The organism is Halomonas sp. E19 (assembly GCF_052439355.1).
In the GTDB taxonomy this organism is placed as follows: Bacteria; Pseudomonadota; Gammaproteobacteria; order Pseudomonadales; family Halomonadaceae; genus Halomonas.
In genome coordinates this window covers 591,041-607,005 of record NZ_JBNFWU010000001.1, presented here as the reverse complement: position 1 = coordinate 607,005, position 15,965 = coordinate 591,041, and the positions used below count along the sequence as shown (strand labels likewise).

At 67.1% G+C, this 15,965-nt stretch carries 10 protein-coding genes and 4 pseudogenes; 2 read left to right on the top strand and 12 right to left on the bottom strand.

Features of this window, described 5'->3' with window-relative positions; translation table 11 throughout:
• The first annotated feature begins 89 nt into the window (after positions 1–89).
• Positions 90–701 (top strand): ATP-grasp domain-containing protein, encoded by a 612-nt coding sequence (locus ACUDAL_RS03260; RefSeq protein WP_444677129.1) that lies wholly within the window; start codon positions 90–92, stop codon positions 699–701.
• Positions 702–789: 88 nt separating this feature from the next.
• Here ACUDAL_RS03260 and ACUDAL_RS03255 read toward each other — a convergent pair whose 3' ends face one another.
• The 11 genes and pseudogenes from ACUDAL_RS03255 to ACUDAL_RS03205 form a co-directional block, all read right to left on the bottom strand.
• Positions 790–2,085 carry an adenylosuccinate synthase gene (locus ACUDAL_RS03255; RefSeq protein WP_444677128.1) on the bottom strand — a complete coding sequence of 432 codons (1,296 nt, stop codon included), beginning with the start codon at positions 2,083–2,085 and terminating at the stop codon, positions 790–792.
• A gap of 104 nt (positions 2,086–2,189) precedes the next feature.
• Positions 2,190–3,366, bottom strand: a pseudogene (locus ACUDAL_RS03250) (ATP phosphoribosyltransferase regulatory subunit).
• A 171-nt stretch (positions 3,367–3,537) separates the two neighbouring features.
• Positions 3,538–4,422: a protease modulator HflC gene (gene hflC, locus ACUDAL_RS03245; RefSeq protein ID WP_444677127.1), complete on the bottom strand. Its 885-nt coding sequence runs from the start codon at positions 4,420–4,422 to the stop codon at positions 3,538–3,540.
• Positions 4,423–5,667, bottom strand: coding sequence for an FtsH protease activity modulator HflK (hflK, locus tag ACUDAL_RS03240; RefSeq protein ID WP_444677126.1), 1,245 nt, complete (start codon positions 5,665–5,667; stop codon positions 4,423–4,425).
• A 147-nt stretch (positions 5,668–5,814) separates the two neighbouring features.
• A complete protein-coding gene (hflX, locus tag ACUDAL_RS03235; RefSeq protein ID WP_444677125.1) occupies positions 5,815–7,131 on the bottom strand; it encodes a ribosome rescue GTPase HflX in 1,317 nt (438 codons plus the stop codon).
• Between the two features lie 9 nt (positions 7,132–7,140).
• Positions 7,141–7,392: an RNA chaperone Hfq gene (hfq, locus tag ACUDAL_RS03230; RefSeq protein ID WP_444677124.1), complete on the bottom strand. Its 252-nt coding sequence runs from the start codon at positions 7,390–7,392 to the stop codon at positions 7,141–7,143.
• A 123-nt stretch (positions 7,393–7,515) separates the two neighbouring features.
• Positions 7,516–8,454, bottom strand: coding sequence for a tRNA (adenosine(37)-N6)-dimethylallyltransferase MiaA (miaA, locus tag ACUDAL_RS03225; RefSeq protein WP_444677123.1), 939 nt, complete (start codon positions 8,452–8,454; stop codon positions 7,516–7,518).
• Positions 8,455–8,466: 12 nt separating this feature from the next.
• Positions 8,467–10,398 (bottom strand): DNA mismatch repair endonuclease MutL, encoded by a 1,932-nt coding sequence (mutL, locus tag ACUDAL_RS03220; RefSeq protein WP_444677122.1) that lies wholly within the window; start codon positions 10,396–10,398, stop codon positions 8,467–8,469.
• Positions 10,395–11,776 (bottom strand): annotated as a pseudogene (locus ACUDAL_RS03215) (N-acetylmuramoyl-L-alanine amidase). The gene mutL and the pseudogene ACUDAL_RS03215 overlap by 4 nt, the downstream one beginning before the upstream one ends.
• A 98-nt stretch (positions 11,777–11,874) precedes the next feature.
• Positions 11,875–12,375 carry a tRNA (adenosine(37)-N6)-threonylcarbamoyltransferase complex ATPase subunit type 1 TsaE gene (tsaE, locus tag ACUDAL_RS03210; RefSeq protein WP_444677121.1) on the bottom strand — a complete coding sequence of 167 codons (501 nt, stop codon included), beginning with the start codon at positions 12,373–12,375 and terminating at the stop codon, positions 11,875–11,877.
• Between the two features lie 5 nt (positions 12,376–12,380).
• Positions 12,381–13,906 (bottom strand): annotated as a pseudogene (locus tag ACUDAL_RS03205) (NAD(P)H-hydrate dehydratase).
• 100 nt (positions 13,907–14,006) lie between these two features.
• Here ACUDAL_RS03205 and queG point away from each other — a divergent pair.
• Positions 14,007–15,106 (top strand): annotated as a pseudogene (gene queG, locus ACUDAL_RS03200) (tRNA epoxyqueuosine(34) reductase QueG).
• A gap of 187 nt (positions 15,107–15,293) precedes the next feature.
• Here the strand turns inward: queG and orn are convergent.
• Positions 15,294–15,878 (bottom strand): oligoribonuclease, encoded by a 585-nt coding sequence (gene orn, locus ACUDAL_RS03195; RefSeq protein ID WP_444677120.1) that lies wholly within the window; start codon positions 15,876–15,878, stop codon positions 15,294–15,296.
• Between the last annotated feature and the right edge of the window lie 87 nt (positions 15,879–15,965).

Sequence of the window (15,965 nt, the reverse complement as noted above, 5' to 3'; positions counted from 1 at the left end):
TCGCATGGCCCGATTGGCCGAGCATGCCGGCCTGGTGGTGATCGACGCACCGCAGGATATCCTGCGCTGCACCAACAAGGTGTACCTGCATGCTCTGCTGCGGGCCCGTGGCGTTCCCGCCCCCGACGGCGTGCTGCTCAAGCGCCGCGACCGCCGCCCCTGGCCGAGCAGATTGCCGGGCTGGGCTTTCCCTCGTGCTCAAGATTCCCGACGGCTCCTTTTCGCGGGGAGTGGTCAAAGTCGAGTCCCTCTCCCAGCTCGAGCGGGAGTCGACTCGGCTGTTCGACGACTCGGCCCTGCTGCTGCTGCAGGAGTGGATGCCCACCGAATACGACTGGCGCATCGGCGTGCTCGATGGCCAGGTGCTGTTTGCCAGCCGCTACTACATGGCCCGTGGCCACTGGCAGATCTATGACCACTCCGGAGCGCAGGTGAAGAGCGGCGGCTTCACCACCCATGACCCGGAGGATGTGCCACCCACCGTGATCAAGGCAGCGCTGAAGGCCACCCGCCTGATCGGTAACGGCTTCTACGGGGTTGATCTCAAGCAGAGCGGCGAGCGTGTGGTAGTCATCGAGGTCAACGACAACCCCAACGTCGACGCCGGCATCGAGGATGCCGTGCTGGGGCGGGAGCTGTACGAGCGGATCATGGCGGTGTTCCTGGCCCGCATGCAGGCCTGCGTACAGCAGGCGCGCTGAAGGCGGTACAACGCAAAGCCGGCACTGGGTGCCGGCCTTTGCAGTGCGGTAGCAACAGCGGAGCGGCCACAGCTCCGCCGCGCGCTACTTACGCGTCGAACGGGTTGCGCAGCACGATGGTCTCGTTGCGATCCGGTCCGGTGGAGACGATGTCAATGGAGGTACCGACCTTCTCCTCGAGGAAGCTGATGTAGGAGCGGGCGTTGGCCGGCAGGTCCTCGATGCGCTTGGCGCCAAGGGTCGATTCGCTCCAGCCCGGCAGGTCCTCGTAAACCGGTTCGACCGCCTCGTAGCCCTCGGAGTCGACCGGGTTCTCCATCACTTCGCCGTCCTTGCTGCGATAGCCGACGCAGACGCGAATGTTCTCCAGGCCATCGAGCACATCAAGCTTGGTCAGGCAGATGCCCGAGACCGAGTTGATCTGCACCGCATGACGCAGCGCCACGGCATCGAACCAGCCACAGCGGCGCGGACGGCCGGTGGTGGCACCGAACTCATGGCCGCGCTCGGCCAGGTGGCGGCCATGCTCGTCGAACAGCTCGGTGGGGAACGGGCCGGAGCCCACGCGCGTGGTGTAGGCCTTGGTGATACCCAGCACGTAGTCCAGGTAAAGCGGACCCACGCCGGAACCGGTGGCGGTGCCACCCGCCGTGGTATTGGAGCTGGTCACGAACGGATAAGTGCCGTGGTCGATATCCAGCAGCGACCCCTGGGCACCTTCGAACAGGATGTTCTCGCCGGCGCGGCGCAGCTCATGCACCATGCTAACGGTGTCGCAGACCATCGGCCGCAGCTCCTCGGCCATGGCCATGGCGCTGTCGAGCACTTCCTGGAAGTCGACCGCCGCCTCGCCATGGTAATTGACCAGCACGAAGTTGTGGTAGTCGAGCACTTCGCCGAGCTTGGAGGCAAAGCGCTCGCGGTGCAGCATGTCGCCCAGGCGCAGACCACGGCGCGCCACCTTGTCCTCGTAGGCCGGGCCGATGCCGCGACCGGTAGTGCCGATCTTGGCCACGCCGCGGGCCTTCTCGCGGGCCAGATCGAGGCGCACATGATAGGGCAGGATCAGCGGGCACGCCGGCGACAGGCGCAGACGCTCGCGCACCGGCACGCCCTTGGCCTCGAGCTCGCGGATTTCCTTGATCAGCGCCTCCGGCGAGAGCACCACGCCGTTGCCGATAACGCAGGTCTTATCCTTGCGCAGGATGCCCGAGGGGATGAGGTGCAGAACAGTCTTCTCGCCGTCGATCACCAGGGTATGGCCGGCATTGTGCCCGCCCTGGAAGCGGACCACCGCCGCTGCAGACTCGGTGAGCAGGTCGACGACCTTGCCTTTGCCTTCATCACCCCACTGAGTGCCCAGTACGACTACGTTCTTACCCATGGTGTTCTCTTCTCTTGTGTCAGCGCCTGGTGGGCGCGTCGATCATCCGGCCCGTGGGCCGCGTTCGATAACCGGCCGCCTGCCGGTGGTGTCCCGTGTCGGCGCTAGAGCGCCTCTATCTGCCATTGCCCATCGCGATGGACCAGCCTGTGGCTGCAGCGGTGCGCCTGGGGAGCGGTACCCTGCCCCGGCAAGGCCTGCACCACACGACGCCCGGCGGCACGCAGCGCCGCGATGGCCTCGCCAACGCCCTGGCCCTCGGCCGGCGCCCAGACCCCGTCGCAGGCCGGCTCGCTGTGCACCAGGGTCGCCAGCAGCTTGAGGTCCATGGAAAAGCCCGTGGCCGGACGCGCCCGCCCGAAGGCCTTACCGGTATCGTCGTAGCGGCCGCCCTTGGCCAGGGCCTGCCCGTAGCCCGGCACGAAGGCAGCGAACATCATGCCGGTGTGGTACTGGTAGCCACGCAGCTCGGCAAGATCGAAGTAGAGCGCCACCTCCGGGTGCTGCTGGGCCACGCCGCGATAGAGCGCCTGCAGCTGCGCCAGCGCCTCGCCGACCGCCGGCGGGGCGCCGGCAAATTGGTCGCGCGCCCGCTCAAGCACCTCGGGTCCACCGTGCAGATCGCCCAGGGCCAGGAACATCTCGCCCAGCGCCGGGTCGCGCACCGCCTGCGACACCTGCTCGGCCAGGGCACCCGGCGACTTCAGCTCCAGCGCTTCGAACAGCGCCCGCTCCTGCTCGGCATCGAGATCGGCCGCCTGCACCAGGCTACGGTAGATGCCGATATGCCCCAGCGCCAGGTGGACCTCTTCGGCCCCCGCCACCTTCCAGGCTGGCCAGCGCCAGGTTGAGAATCTCGAGGTCGGCTTCACGTCCGCCGTGCCCGAACAGCTCCACGCCCACCTGGACCGGGCTACGTCCGCCCTGGTGCTGGTCGGCCTTGGCCCGCAGCACATTGGTGCAGTAGCACAGCCGCGCCGGCCCCTGGTGACGCATGGAGTGGGCGTCCATGCGCGCCACCTGCGGGGTGACATCGGCACTCACGCCCATCATGCGGCCGGTCAACTGGTCGGTGAGCTTGAACGTCTGCAGGTCGAGGTCGGTTCCGGTGCCGGTCAGCAGCGAATCGAGGAACTCCACCGGCGGCGGCATCACCTGGTCGTAGCCCCAGCAATGGTAAAGGTCGAGCAGCGCGCGGCGCAGCTCTTCCATGCGGCTCGCCTGCGGTGGCAGCACCTCGTCCATGCCGTCGGGCAAGAGCCAGCGGTCAGCAATGGTCATGTTGTCAGTCCTGCTAGAGGGTAGCGGTGGGCGAAAAGACACGATAAGCGGAAAGCGCCCACAAAAACCGGGCCACGCCCGGTTCAAGGATTCTATCACGTTTGCCGCCGGGTTGAACCCCAGACGTGGCGGTGACGGCAGGAGGCTCGCGCCACCCTGCCGCTGCCGACTTCAGTTTTGCTGCGGCATCGCCGGTGTGCGCAGGTAGCGGAAGAAGTCGCTGGTCGGGTCGAGCACCAGCAGGTCCCGCTCGCCATCGAAGCTCGCACGATAGGCGTTGAGGCTACGCCAGAAGGAGAAGAACTCCGGGTCCTGGCTGTACGCCTCGGAGAAGATGCCGGCAGCCTCGGCGTCCCCTTCACCGCGCAGGGTCTCGGCACGCTCGGTGGCCTGAGCGAGCAGAACCTGGCGGCGACGGTCGGCGTTGGCGCGAATGCGTTCGGCCTCCTCCTGCCCCTGAGCGCGCCACTCGCGCGCTTCCCGCTCACGTTCGGAGCGCATCCGCTCGAAGACCGCCGTGGAGACATCTTCCGGCAGGTCGATACGCTTCACCCGTACGTCGCGGATCGCGACCCCAAGCTCTTCGCGCATCAGCGAGTCGAGCTCCTGGGTGGGGCGCGTCATCAGGTCGTCGCGGCGCTCGGCGATGATTTGCTGCAGGTCGAGGCGGCCGAACTCGTTACGCAGGCTCTCGTCGACCCGCGGCTGAATCAGGCGCACCGCCATCATCTCGTCACCGGCCGTGGCCTCGTAGTAGCGCGTCGGGTTGACCACCTGCCACTTGACGTAGGAGTCGACGATTACCGCCTTCTGCTCCAGGGTCAGGTAGCGGCTGGTGTCGGTATCCAGCGTCAGCACCCGGGTATCGAACTTGCGCACCGTCTGGGTGATCGGCACCTTGAAGTGCAGGCCCGGTTGGATGTTCTCCTCGATGACTTCACCGAAGCGCAGCTTCACTGCGCGCTGGGTCTCGTCGACCACATAGAGGCTGTTGCTGGCAAGCCAGGCGATGGCCGCCAGACCGCCCACGATGATCAGTGAACGATTGTTGACCATTTAGCGACCCTCCCTGCGGATACCGCTGCTGTTACTGGGCTGCGTGCTGGAAGTGGTGCGCAGCCGCTCGAGCACGCGCGGGTCCAGCTCGCCGCTCTCGCCGCGTGCAGCGTCGCCGTTGCCACCGCCCTGGGTCGCACCGCCGGGACGCTGGTCCAACGGCAGGTACATCAGCGGCGCGTCGTCTGCGACATCGATCAGCACCTTCGGCGTCTGGCCGAAGACCTCGGCCATGGCGTCGAGATAGAGACGCTCGCGCATGATCTCCGGCGCATTGCGGTACTGGCTCAGCAGTGCATTGAAGCGGTTGGCCTGACCCTGGGCCTCGGCCACCACCGACTCACGATACCCCTGGCCCTGCTCGACCAGGCGCTGGGCCTGACCCTGGGCGGCGGGAATGATGGCATTGGCGTAGGCCATGCCTTCGTTGATGGTGCGCTGACGATCCTCGCGCGCCCGGATCACGTCGTCGAAGGCATCGATGACGGCGGCGGGTGCCGAGGTGGATTCGATGTTGATGGTCTGCAGCCGGATACCGGTGCCGTAGCTGTCCAGGTAGGTCTGCAGGCGACTGGCCACGGAGCTGCCGAGAATCTCACGGCCCGAGGTCAGGATCTCGATCATGTCGGTACCACCCACCACGTGACGCAACGCCGAATCCAGCGCGTTCTCGATGGAGAGCTGCGGATTGCGCACGTTGAGCACGAAGTCGCGCGGGTTGTTGACCTGGTACTGCGCTGAGATCTCGACCTCAACGATGTTCTCGTCGCGGGTCAGCATCGACTGGGTCTGGGTCAGGGAGCGAACGCGGGTCACGTTGACCATGCGCACGTCGTCGATCAACGGCGGGTTCCAGTGCAGGCCCGGGCCCACCACTTCCTGGAACTTGCCAAAGCGCAGCACTACGCCCCGCTCGGCCTGGTCGACCAGGTAGAAGCCCATGGCGCCCCAGATACCCAGCGCGATGATCAGCAGCAGGCCCGGCAAGGCGAAGGTATTGCGCGGCCGACCGCCGCCACCCTTACCACCTTGCCCGCCGCCGCCCTTCCCACCACGACCACCCAGCATCGAGTTGAGCTTGTCCTGGAATTTCTTCAGGGCTTCGTCAAGATCGGGTGGTCCCTGGTTGCCCCCGCGGTTGCCACCGCCCCCGCCATTGCTGCCACCATTCCCTCCATTGCGGCGGCCTCCACCGCTCCAGGGGTCATGCTGGTTGCCACCACCACCAGGCTCATTCCAAGCCATACGTCGTCTCCACTCTGCGTTGCCTCACCGCCGACATGCCTCAGGCAGCGAGACGTCGGTTGCCATCCTGTTATCTGCGACACCATGCCAGGTGCCGGGAGTTCTAGTCTCTCGGGGACCATCCACATGCTGGGACAGCAAAAAAGCTTACTCCTCCCATACCGGACGCGAACGAAGCTCCGGTGGAAGATAATCGTCTGCGCGCTCTCCCAGCCGTGACATCAGCTGCAGGAAGTCACGGCGCGGCAGGCGTACGTCGAGGCTGACGCTGCCCTCGTCCTCGAAACGCTCCTCGCGCACGGCGTCCAGCTCATGCAGCGCCGCACGCAGGCGGCCCTGCTCGGGCGACAGGGTCAAGCTGAATCCGATGACATCATCGGCCAGGCATTCCGACAGGGCCTGCGCCAACAGCTCCAGCCCTCGCCCGTCGCGCGCCGACAGCCACACCACCTCGGGGCGACCGTGGCCGTCACGCTCGATGCGTGGGGCGCTGTCGAGCAGATCGATCTTGTTCATCACCTTGAGCATCGGCACGTCCAGCGCGCCGATCTCGTTGAGCACGCCCTCGACCTGCGTCACGTTGAGCTCCCGGTCCGGGTCGGCAGCGTCGATCACATGCACCAGCAGGGTCGCCTCGGCCGCTTCCTGCAGCGTGGCCTGGAAGGCCTCGACCAACTTGTGCGGCAGGTGGCGGATGAAACCGACGGTATCCGCCAGTACCACCGGGCCCACGTCGCCGATCTCCAGCCGACGCAGCGTAGGATCGAGCGTCGCGAAGAGCTGGTCGGCGGCGTACACCTTCGCGGCGGTCAGCGCATTGAACAATGTCGACTTGCCGGCGTTGGTATAGCCAACCAGCGACACGCTGGGTATCTCGGCCCTGGCACGCGCACGGCGGTTCTGGCTGCGCTGACTGCGCACCTTATCGAGGCGCTTGTGGATGGCCTTGATGCGGGCGCGCAGCAGGCGTCGGTCGGTCTCGAGCTGCGTCTCGCCGGGGCCGCGCAGGCCGATGCCGCCCTTCTGACGCTCCAGGTGGGTCCAGCCGCGCACCAGCCGGGTCGACATGTATTCCAACTGGGCCAGCTCGACCTGCAGCTTGCCCTCGTGGGTACGCGCCCGCTGGGCGAAGATATCGAGGATCAGGCCGGTGCGATCGAGCACCCGACACTTTAGCTCGCGCTCCAGGTTACGCTGCTGGGACGGGCTCAAGCCATGGTTGAAGATCACCAGCTCCGCACCGTGAAGGCTCAGGGCTTCGCGAAGTTCTTCCAGCTTGCCGGTGCCGATGAAGGTGCGCGAGTCCGGCCGATGCCGGCTGCCGCTGAGCAACATGGCCGGCTCGGCCCCCGCGGAACGTACCAGTTCCAGGAATTCACCCGGGTCTTCACGTTCGCGCTCGTCATGAAAATCTACATGAACCAGTACCGCCGTTTCGCCGGCGTCGGGACGTTCAAAGAACAATCAATTTCCTCACGCGTTGCTGTCCGACTGAGCGGCAGGATCCTGCGGCGGCAGGCGCACGTTGCGCGACGGCACCACGGTGGAGATGGCATGCTTGTAGACCATCTGGCTGACGGTATTGCGCAGCAGGATGACGAATTGGTCGAAGGATTCGATCTGACCCTGCAGCTTGATGCCGTTGACCAGGAAAATCGACACCGGAATGCGCTCCTTGCGCAGAATATTCAGGTACGGGTCTTGAAGGGACTGCCCTTTGGACATGTTACCTCTCCCTAAAACTTTCTCATGAGGGGTGGAAGTTGTGTTCTTGAGTTGTCTGCCAGCAGGCAAGACACCCTGCCGGCTCGGCCTGGTCACCCGGCCACTCGAAGCCATCATCTTACGCTAAGAGCTGAATTGGCGCACGAATTTCAAGACCTCACCAAGGGTATCGCCGCCCTCGGTATCGAACCAGTGTAGCTCCGGCCAGCTGCGCAGCCAGGTCAATTGGCGTTTTGCCAACTGCCGCGTGGCCACCACGGTTCGCTGCCTGAGCGACGCGATATCAGCGTCGCCATCGAGGTATTCCCACACCTGACGGTAGCCCACGCTCTTCATCGAAGGCAGGCCGAGATGCAGGTCGCCTCGGGCCTTGAGTCGAGCCACCTCCTCGATCAACCCGGCCCTCAGCATCACGTCGAAACGAGCAGCGATCCGCTCGTGGAGCACGCGTCTTTCGGCCGGCGCGACTCCTATCGACAACACCCTCCAGGGAAAGGTTTCCGGTTGCTGCTGTCGCCATAGCGCCGACAGCGTCTGGCCGCTGGCCCGATAGACTTCAAGCGCACGCATCAGGCGCTGGGGGTCGTTGGGATGGATGCGCCGGGCCGACTCGGGATCGACCCTGGCCAGCGCCGCATGCAGGGCCGCCAGCCCCTGCTCGCGGGCCTGCCGTTCGAGTTCGGCACGTATCGCCGGGTCTGCCGACGGCAGGTTGGCCACTCCCTCGAGCAGGCGCTTGGCATACATCATGGTGCCACCGACGATCAGCGGTACGCGTCCCGCCGCGGTGATCTGGCGCATCTCGCGACGAGCATCTTCGCGGAACTCCGCTGCCGAATAGGGCTCGGCCGGGTCGCGGATATCGATCAGGCGGTGCGGCGCTCGGGCCAGCTCCTCAGCCGAGGGCTTGGCACTGCCGATATCCATGCCGCGGTAGACCATGGCCGAATCCATGCTGATCAGCTCGCAGTCGAGCCGGTCGTGCAGCGCGATGGCCAGGTCGGTCTTGCCGGCGGCGGTCGGGCCCATCAGCAGCAGGGCAAGCGGACGACGGTCGCGCATGGGGCTAGCTCCTTACTGGCCGCGCAGGAACAGGCGGTCCAGCGCCTTCAGCGACAGCTCGGTCCAGGTGGGACGGCCGTGGTTGCACTGGCCGCTGCGCTCGGTGCGCTCCATATCGCGCAGCAGGGCGTTCATTTCCGCTGTCGTCAGACGCCGGTTGGCGCGCACGCTGCCATGGCAGGCCATCGTCGCCAACAGCTCATTGATACTGGCCTCGAGACGGTCGGAGCGCCCGTAACGCTCCAGGTCTTCCAGCATGTCGCGAATCAGGGGCTCGACGTCGGCATCGGCCAGCAGTGCCGGCACCTGGCGTACCAGCAGCGTCTCCGGACCGGCCACGTCCAGTTCGACGCCCAGGCGAGCAAACGCCTCGCGCTCGGCCTCGGCGGTGGCCACCTCAGCATGGCTCGCTGCCAGCGAGACCGGTACCAGCAGCGGCTGCGTCTGCAGCGCGCCACCGTGAACCTGAGCCTTCATGCGCTCGTAGACGATACGCTCGTGGGCCGCATGCATGTCGACGATGATCATGCCCTGGGCGGTCTGGGAGAGGATGTAGATGCCGTGCAGCTGGGCGATGGCGAAGCCCAGGGGTGGGATGCCACTGCCCTCTTCCGAGGCGGGCAGCGCCGCTGCCTGGCCCACGCCAACGGCACCCTCCACCGGCGGCGATGCCACGGCGGCATCCGCCCCGGCCTCGGCCGGCTGCGGCGTCAGCAGGCGCTCCTCGTGCTCGGGGTGCAGCGCACGATAGCCGTTCATGAAGGCACGCACGCGATCGGCGGTGACCCGCTCCGGTGACTCGCCCGTGGCGTGCAGCGCCATGGGCTGCTGCTGCCAGCGCGGTGCAGGCTCGCGCACCTCTGCGGTATCGTCATGCTCGGCTACAGCGCCATCGGCGTGGGCCTCGCGTTCCGCCGGGCGCGCCTCGGCCAGCGCCCGGTGCAGGCTGGAGAAGAGGAAATCGTGCACCAGGCGGCCATCGCGGAAGCGCACCTCATGCTTGGTGGGGTGCACGTTGACATCCACCACCGTGGGGTCGACCTCCAGGTAGAGCACGAACACCGGGTGCCGGCCATGGAACAGCACGTCGCGATAGGCCTGGCGAATGGCGTGTGCCACCAGCCGATCGCGCACCACGCGGCCGTTGACGAAGAAGTACTGCTGGTCGGCCTGGGCGCGGGAATGGGTGGGTAGGCCGACCCAGCCCCATAGGCGCAGCGAGCCCGCCGCCAGGTCCAGGTGCAAGGCGTGATCGACGAAGCCCTTGCCCAGCAGCGCCGCAATGCGCCGCTCGCGGCGGGTCGGGTCGTCGCCCGCGGGTAGCTGGTGTACAGTCTTTTGGTTGTGGCGCAGCACCCAGGCGATATCGAAGCGCGACAGCGCCAGGCGGCGAAACGCCTCCTCCACGTGGCCGTACTCGGTCTTCTCGGTACGCAGGAACTTGCGCCGCGCCGGGGTATTGAAAAACAGGTCGCGAACCGTCACCGAGGTGCCACGAGGATGCGGGGCCGGGCTGACGCGCGGCTCCATGTGGCGCCCTTCGGCCACCACACGCCAGCCGCCGCGCGGGTCGTCATCGACATTGGCCACCAGCTCCAGCCGCGAGACCGAGCTGATGGAGGCGAGCGCCTCGCCGCGAAAGCCAAGGCTGGCCACGCCTTCCAGCTCCTCGAGCGACACGATCTTGCTGGTGGCATGGCGCGCCAACGCCAGCGGCAGGTCGGCCTCGCCGATGCCGCTGCCGTCGTCACGAACGCGGATCAACCGACAGCCGCCGGCCTCCAGCTCCACCTCGATGCGGCGACTGCCGGCGTCGATGGCATTCTCGACCAGCTCCTTGACCACCGAGGCGGGTCGTTCGACCACTTCGCCCGCGGCAATCTGGTTGGCCAGCCGCGGGTCGAGCACCTGGATGCGCCGCCCCTGCCCTGCCACTGCCGTCATGAGCGCGGAATCCGCAGCACCTGACCGACCCGAATGACGTCGCCATTGAGCTCATTGGCCTGCTTGAGCTGCGCCACCGGCACCCCATGCCGGGCGGCGATGGTCGACAGCGTATCCCCAGGCTGGATACGGTACTCGTTGGCCGAGGGCGTGCGCCGGTTGTCGCGCTGCCAGGCCAGCAGGCTGGCCGGCGGCGGGTTGCGCCGGAAGTGTTCGCTGATACCGGCAAAGATCGACTCGGCCAGCCGCTGCTGGTGCCCCGAGTCGCGCAGGCGGCGCTCCTCGTCCGGGTTCGAGATGAATCCCGTCTCGATCAGCAGCGACGGGATGTCCGGCGACTTCAGCACCATGAAGCCGGCCTGCTCGACGCGGCTGCGATGCAGCCGGTTGACGCGCCCGAGCTGGTCGAGTACCTGACCGCCGATGGAGAGCGAGTCGTTGAGGGTGGCGGTCATGGTCAGATCGAGCAGCACGCCGCGCAGCACCTCGTCCTTGTCGTTGAGCGACAGGTTGCCGTCGACGCCGCCGATCAGGTCGGCCCGGTTCTCGCTGGCGGCCAGCCACTGGGCGGTTTCCGAGGTGGCACCGCTTTGAGAGAGCGCATAGACCGAGCTGCCGCTGGGCCGCGGGCTGTTGAAGGCATCGGCGTGGATCGAGACGAAGAAATCGGCCTTCTGCTCACGAGCGATGCGCGTACGCTGGCGCAGGCCAACGTAGTAGTCGCCATCACGGATCATCACCGCACGGAAACCCTCGGCGTTGTCTACCAGCCGCTGCAGGCGGCGACTGATCTCCATGACCACGTCCTTCTCGCGGGTCCCGCCAGGGCCGATGGCCCCGGGTCCTCGCCGCCGTGGCCGGGATCGATGGCGATGATGATGTCGCGCCGCGGGTGGGGAGCGGCCGGCTGCTGCGTTGCCGCAATCGCCGCCTCCTGCCGCGGGCCGGCCGAGGTCTCGGCACGGCGCCGTTCGGCAGCCAGCTCCTGCTCGCGAATCATTGCCTCGATGGGGTCGATGGGGTTCTGCACGGCGCTTTCGCCGGGGTACTCCATATCCACTACCAGGCGATGGCCGTACTGGTCGTTGGGGGGCAGCGTGAAATGGCGCGGCTCCACCTCGCGGGACAGCTCCAGCACCACGCGCAGGCCGTTGCCGTCGAGCTTGCCGCTGCGCACGGCAGTGATCGCGCTGCCATCCAGGTTGAGACTCGCCAGATCGGTATTGAGCCCGCTATGTTCGAGATCGATGACCAATCGCCTGGGGCCGTCAAGGGTAAAGACACTGGCTTCGGTATGACCGGACAGATCGAACACCAGCCGCGCATGGTCGGGGGCGGCCCATAGGCGGATATTGTCCACCTGCGCCGCCTGCGCCATGCCGGCCAGCCACAGCGGCAACAGCAGCACACCGGTCAAATACCTGCGCCAGCGTGTCATCCATGTACTCGGCCCGTAGGCCCCATATCGCATCGTTATCACGGTGTTTGGCTTTCCCGCTCGGCAATAGCGTCTTTCCAGGCGGCGTCCTCGGCCAGTCTCGCCAGCACCGCCCGGCCATGTTCGGTATGGGACGTCAGAGTTACGGCACGACCCGGTTCAGCCAGCGCCAGCTCGACGGTGAGGTCCGGCAGCGGTAGCCAACCCTGCCCGCGGCTTGGCCATTCAACAATGCAGAGGGCGTCTTCGGCGAACAGATCCCGGCCACCGATGAACTCGAGCTCCTCCGGGTCACCCAGGCGGTAGAGGTCGAAATGGTAAAGCCTCCCGTTATCGAGCTCATAGGGCTCGACCAGGGTATAGGTTGGGCTCTTGACGGCGCCCTGGTGACCGTAGGCCCGCAAGATGCCGCGTGTCAGGGTGGTCTTTCCCGCGCCCAGGTCGCCTTCCAGGTAGAGGCGCCCACAGCCTTGCATGGCGGCACCGAGCGCCCGGCCAAAGGCCACCTGCCGGTCTTCGTTTTCGAGTCGCATGCGCATCGTCGTTACCTTATGAGCGGACCGCTTCCGGCGTTGATCAGGCGTCGCGCATAGGATGCCAGATCAGCCGCCAGCAGACCACGCTCGCCACCGTCGTGGGCGGCCTGGTCGGCCGCCAGGGCATGCACCATCACGCCCAGGCGGGCGGCGGTTTCAAGCTCCAGCCCTTGGGCGATCAGCGCACCGAGCATGCCGGCCAGTACATCGCCCATGCCCCCCGAGGCCATGCCAGGGTTGCCGTAGGGGCATACCGCCATGCCGGCCGGGCCGACCACCAGGCTACCGGCGCCCTTGAGCACGACCACGCCGCCGAAACGCCGCTGCAGCTCGCGCGCCGCCGCAGGGCGGTCGGCCTCCACCTCTGCCGCGCTGCAGCCCAGCAGCCGGCCAGCCTCGCCCGGGTGCGGCGTGAGGATCCAGTCATCACGCCGCTGGCCGGTGAAACGAGAGGCCAGCAGGTTGAGCCCATCGGCATCCACCACCAGCGGTCGTGAAGCGGCCAGCGCCGCCTGCAGCATGGCCTGGCCCCAGGCGGCCTGGCCCAGCCCCGGCCCCACCACCAGCACGCTGGCCTGCTGCGGCAACTCGCCCAGCTCGGCGACACCGCGCATGCCGTGCACCATCACTTCGGGCCGATAGGTCAGGCTCGCGCTCACATGTTCCGGAGCCGTGGCCAGGCTCACCTTGCCGGCGCCCAGCCGCGCCGCCGCCTCGCTGGCCAGCAGCGCCGCGCCACCGAAGCCCGGGGCGCCGCCCAGCACCAGCACATGGCCCATCGCCCCTTGTGGGCATCACGTTCGCGCGGAGGTAGCCACACAGGCAGCAGCGTCTGGTCAAGCAGCTCCGCCACCGGTCGCAAGTCGTCATGGCGGCGCGCATCGACGCCCAGCGGGCGAAAGTGCACCTCGCCGGTCAGCGCCGGCGCACGCCCGGTGTGCAGGCCGATCTTGTCGCCGATGAAGGTCACGGTACGGGTGGCACGTACCGCCACGCCAAGCTCCGCCCCGGTGTCCGCGGCGAGCCCGCTGGGGATGTCAATGGCCAGCACCGGCAGCCCGCTGGCGTTGATCGCTTCGATGGCGGCACGGAAATCACCTCGCACTTCACCGCCGAGCCCGGTGCCAAGCAGCGCATCGACGATCACCTCGCCGGTGAGCAGCATCCCCTGGCGCCAGGGTTCGAGCGCGACGCCCACTGAGCTGGCCATGTCGGCCGCACGCGCGGCATCGCCCTCCAGCGCCTCACGCTGCCTGAGCGCGATACGCTGCACCGCCACCCCGGCGCCAGCCGCCAGTGCCGCCAGCACATGGCCATCGCCACCGTTATTGCCCCCGCCGCACAGCACCGTAATGCGCTTGATCCCCGGCCAGTGCGTCCTAAGCCTCTGCCAAGCTGCCGTGGCGGCGCGCTGCATCAGCGCGAAGCCATCGACCCCTCCCTCAATGGTGCGCCGGTCGAGCTCGCGAACCTGCTCGGCTCGGTAGAGGGGGCGCAGTTCAAACGGCGCCTGGTCGGTACGATTCCCGGACATCCGGTGTCTCCCCTGCCCGCGTTGCTTTATGATGCGAGTGTAAGCAGCGCAGCGCGCAAGCCAATCCCCCGCCACGTTTTTACCCGGTTTTTTCTCGATCATGAGCTCCCGCACGCCCCTAGATGTCGACACCCTGGCCGAGCTGGCCGCGACCCTGAAGACCTGGGGGCGCGAGCTCGGTTTCCAGCAGGTGGGCATCACCGATGTCGACCTGGCCGAGGACGAGCGCCACCTGCTGCGCTGGCTCGATGCCGGCTACCACGGCGAAATGGGCTTCATGGCCAAGCACGGCACCAAGCGCACCCGGCCCGAGGAACTCGTGCCCGGCACGCTGCGGGTGATCAGCGTGCGGTTGGACTACCTGCCGGCCGAGGTGGAGAACGCCAAGGTGCTGGGGCAGCCGCAGACGGCCTATGTATCACGCTATGCGGTGGGCCGCGACTACCACAAGCTGATGCGCAAGCGCCTGGCCACGCTGGCCGGGTGGATCGAGCAGAAGGTCGGCCCTTCGGCTATCGCGCCTTCGTCGACTCGGCGCCAGTAATGGAGCGCGCCCTGGCGAGCAAGGCCGGGCTGGGCTGGGTGGGCAAGAATGCCATGCTGCTCAACCCGCGGGCCGGCTCGCTGTTCTTTCTTGGCGAACTCTACGTCGACCTGCCGCTGCCCGTCGATCCGCCCTTCGACCGCGAGCACTGCGGCAGCTGCAGCGCCTGTCGCACGGCCTGCCCCACCGGCGCCATCGTCGAGGACAAGGTGGTCGACGCCCGCGCCTGCATCTCCTATCTCACCATCGAGCTGTTCGGCGCCATCCCCGAACGCTATCGCGAGGCCATGGGCAACCGCGTGTTCGGCTGCGACGACTGCCAGCTGGTCTGCCCCTTCACCCGCTTCGCCCGCGCCACGCAAGAGGAGGACTTCGCCCCGCGCCACGACCTCGATCGCGCCAGCCTGGTGTCGCTGTTCGCCTGGGGCGAGGAGGAGTTCCTCGACAAGACCGCCGGCAGCCCGATCCGCCGCATCGGCTACGAGCGCTGGCTGCGCAACCTGGCGGTGGGGCTGGGCAACGCCCCCTGGAGCGAGAGCGTGGAGGCGGCCCTGCGCGCCCGCCTCGCCTACCCCTCCGATCTGGTACGCGAGCACGTCCGCTGGGCGTTGGAGCGACAGCGTGAGAAGCGTGACCGACTGATAGCAAGCGTCTGACCTTGGTGGGACGCGGCTTTACCGGCGACAGTCCTTCGATACGGCCGCGGCTTTACCGGCGACAGCCCTGCGAGGAGGCGCTGTAAACCCATCCCTGGGCGCTACCTTTTCCATCCCTGGAAAAGGACCTCCTCTTCGAGCTGTCCCCGGTGCCGCTCACCCTTGGTGGTGCCAGCCAGGGGCGCTCCTACTCCTCTTCGTCGCGCTCGCTGCCGGCCAGGCGCAGAAACGTAGTGCGGTAGTGCGCCAGCTCCGCCAGCGACTCGCGGATGTCGTCCAGCGCCTGGTGGGTGTTGCGCTTGCTGAAGCCGGCCAGCGCCCCCGGGTTCCAGCGCTTGGCCAGCTCCTTGACGGTGGAGACGTCCAGGTTGCGGTAGTGAAAGAAAACCAGCAGCTCGGGCATCTCGCGCTCAAGGAAGCGCCGGTCCTGATGCACGCTGTTGCCGCACATGGGCGAGGAACCGGGCACCACGTAGCGCTTCAGAAACTCGAGAGTCTGCCGCTCGGCCTCGGCGGTATCGACTCGGCTCTGCTTCACCCGCTCGACGAGTCCCGACTCGCCGTGGGTCTTCTGGTTCCACTCATCCATCGCCGCCAGCAGGCCGTCGGGCTGGTGCACCGCGAGCACGGGCCCCTCGGCCACCAGGTTCAGATCGTTGTCGGTGACCAGGGTGGCCACCTCGATGATGCGCTCGCGCTCGGGGTCGAGTCCGGTCATCTCGAGGTCGATCCACACCAGCAGGTCCTTGCGCGGCGCGGCAGTGTCGGGCATCGGTCAGGCTCCAGAGTTGAAGGGCGCGGCAGGACAGCTCGGGCCACGCTGAGTACAATGCCCTCATTGTAACGATCTTCGGGCGCC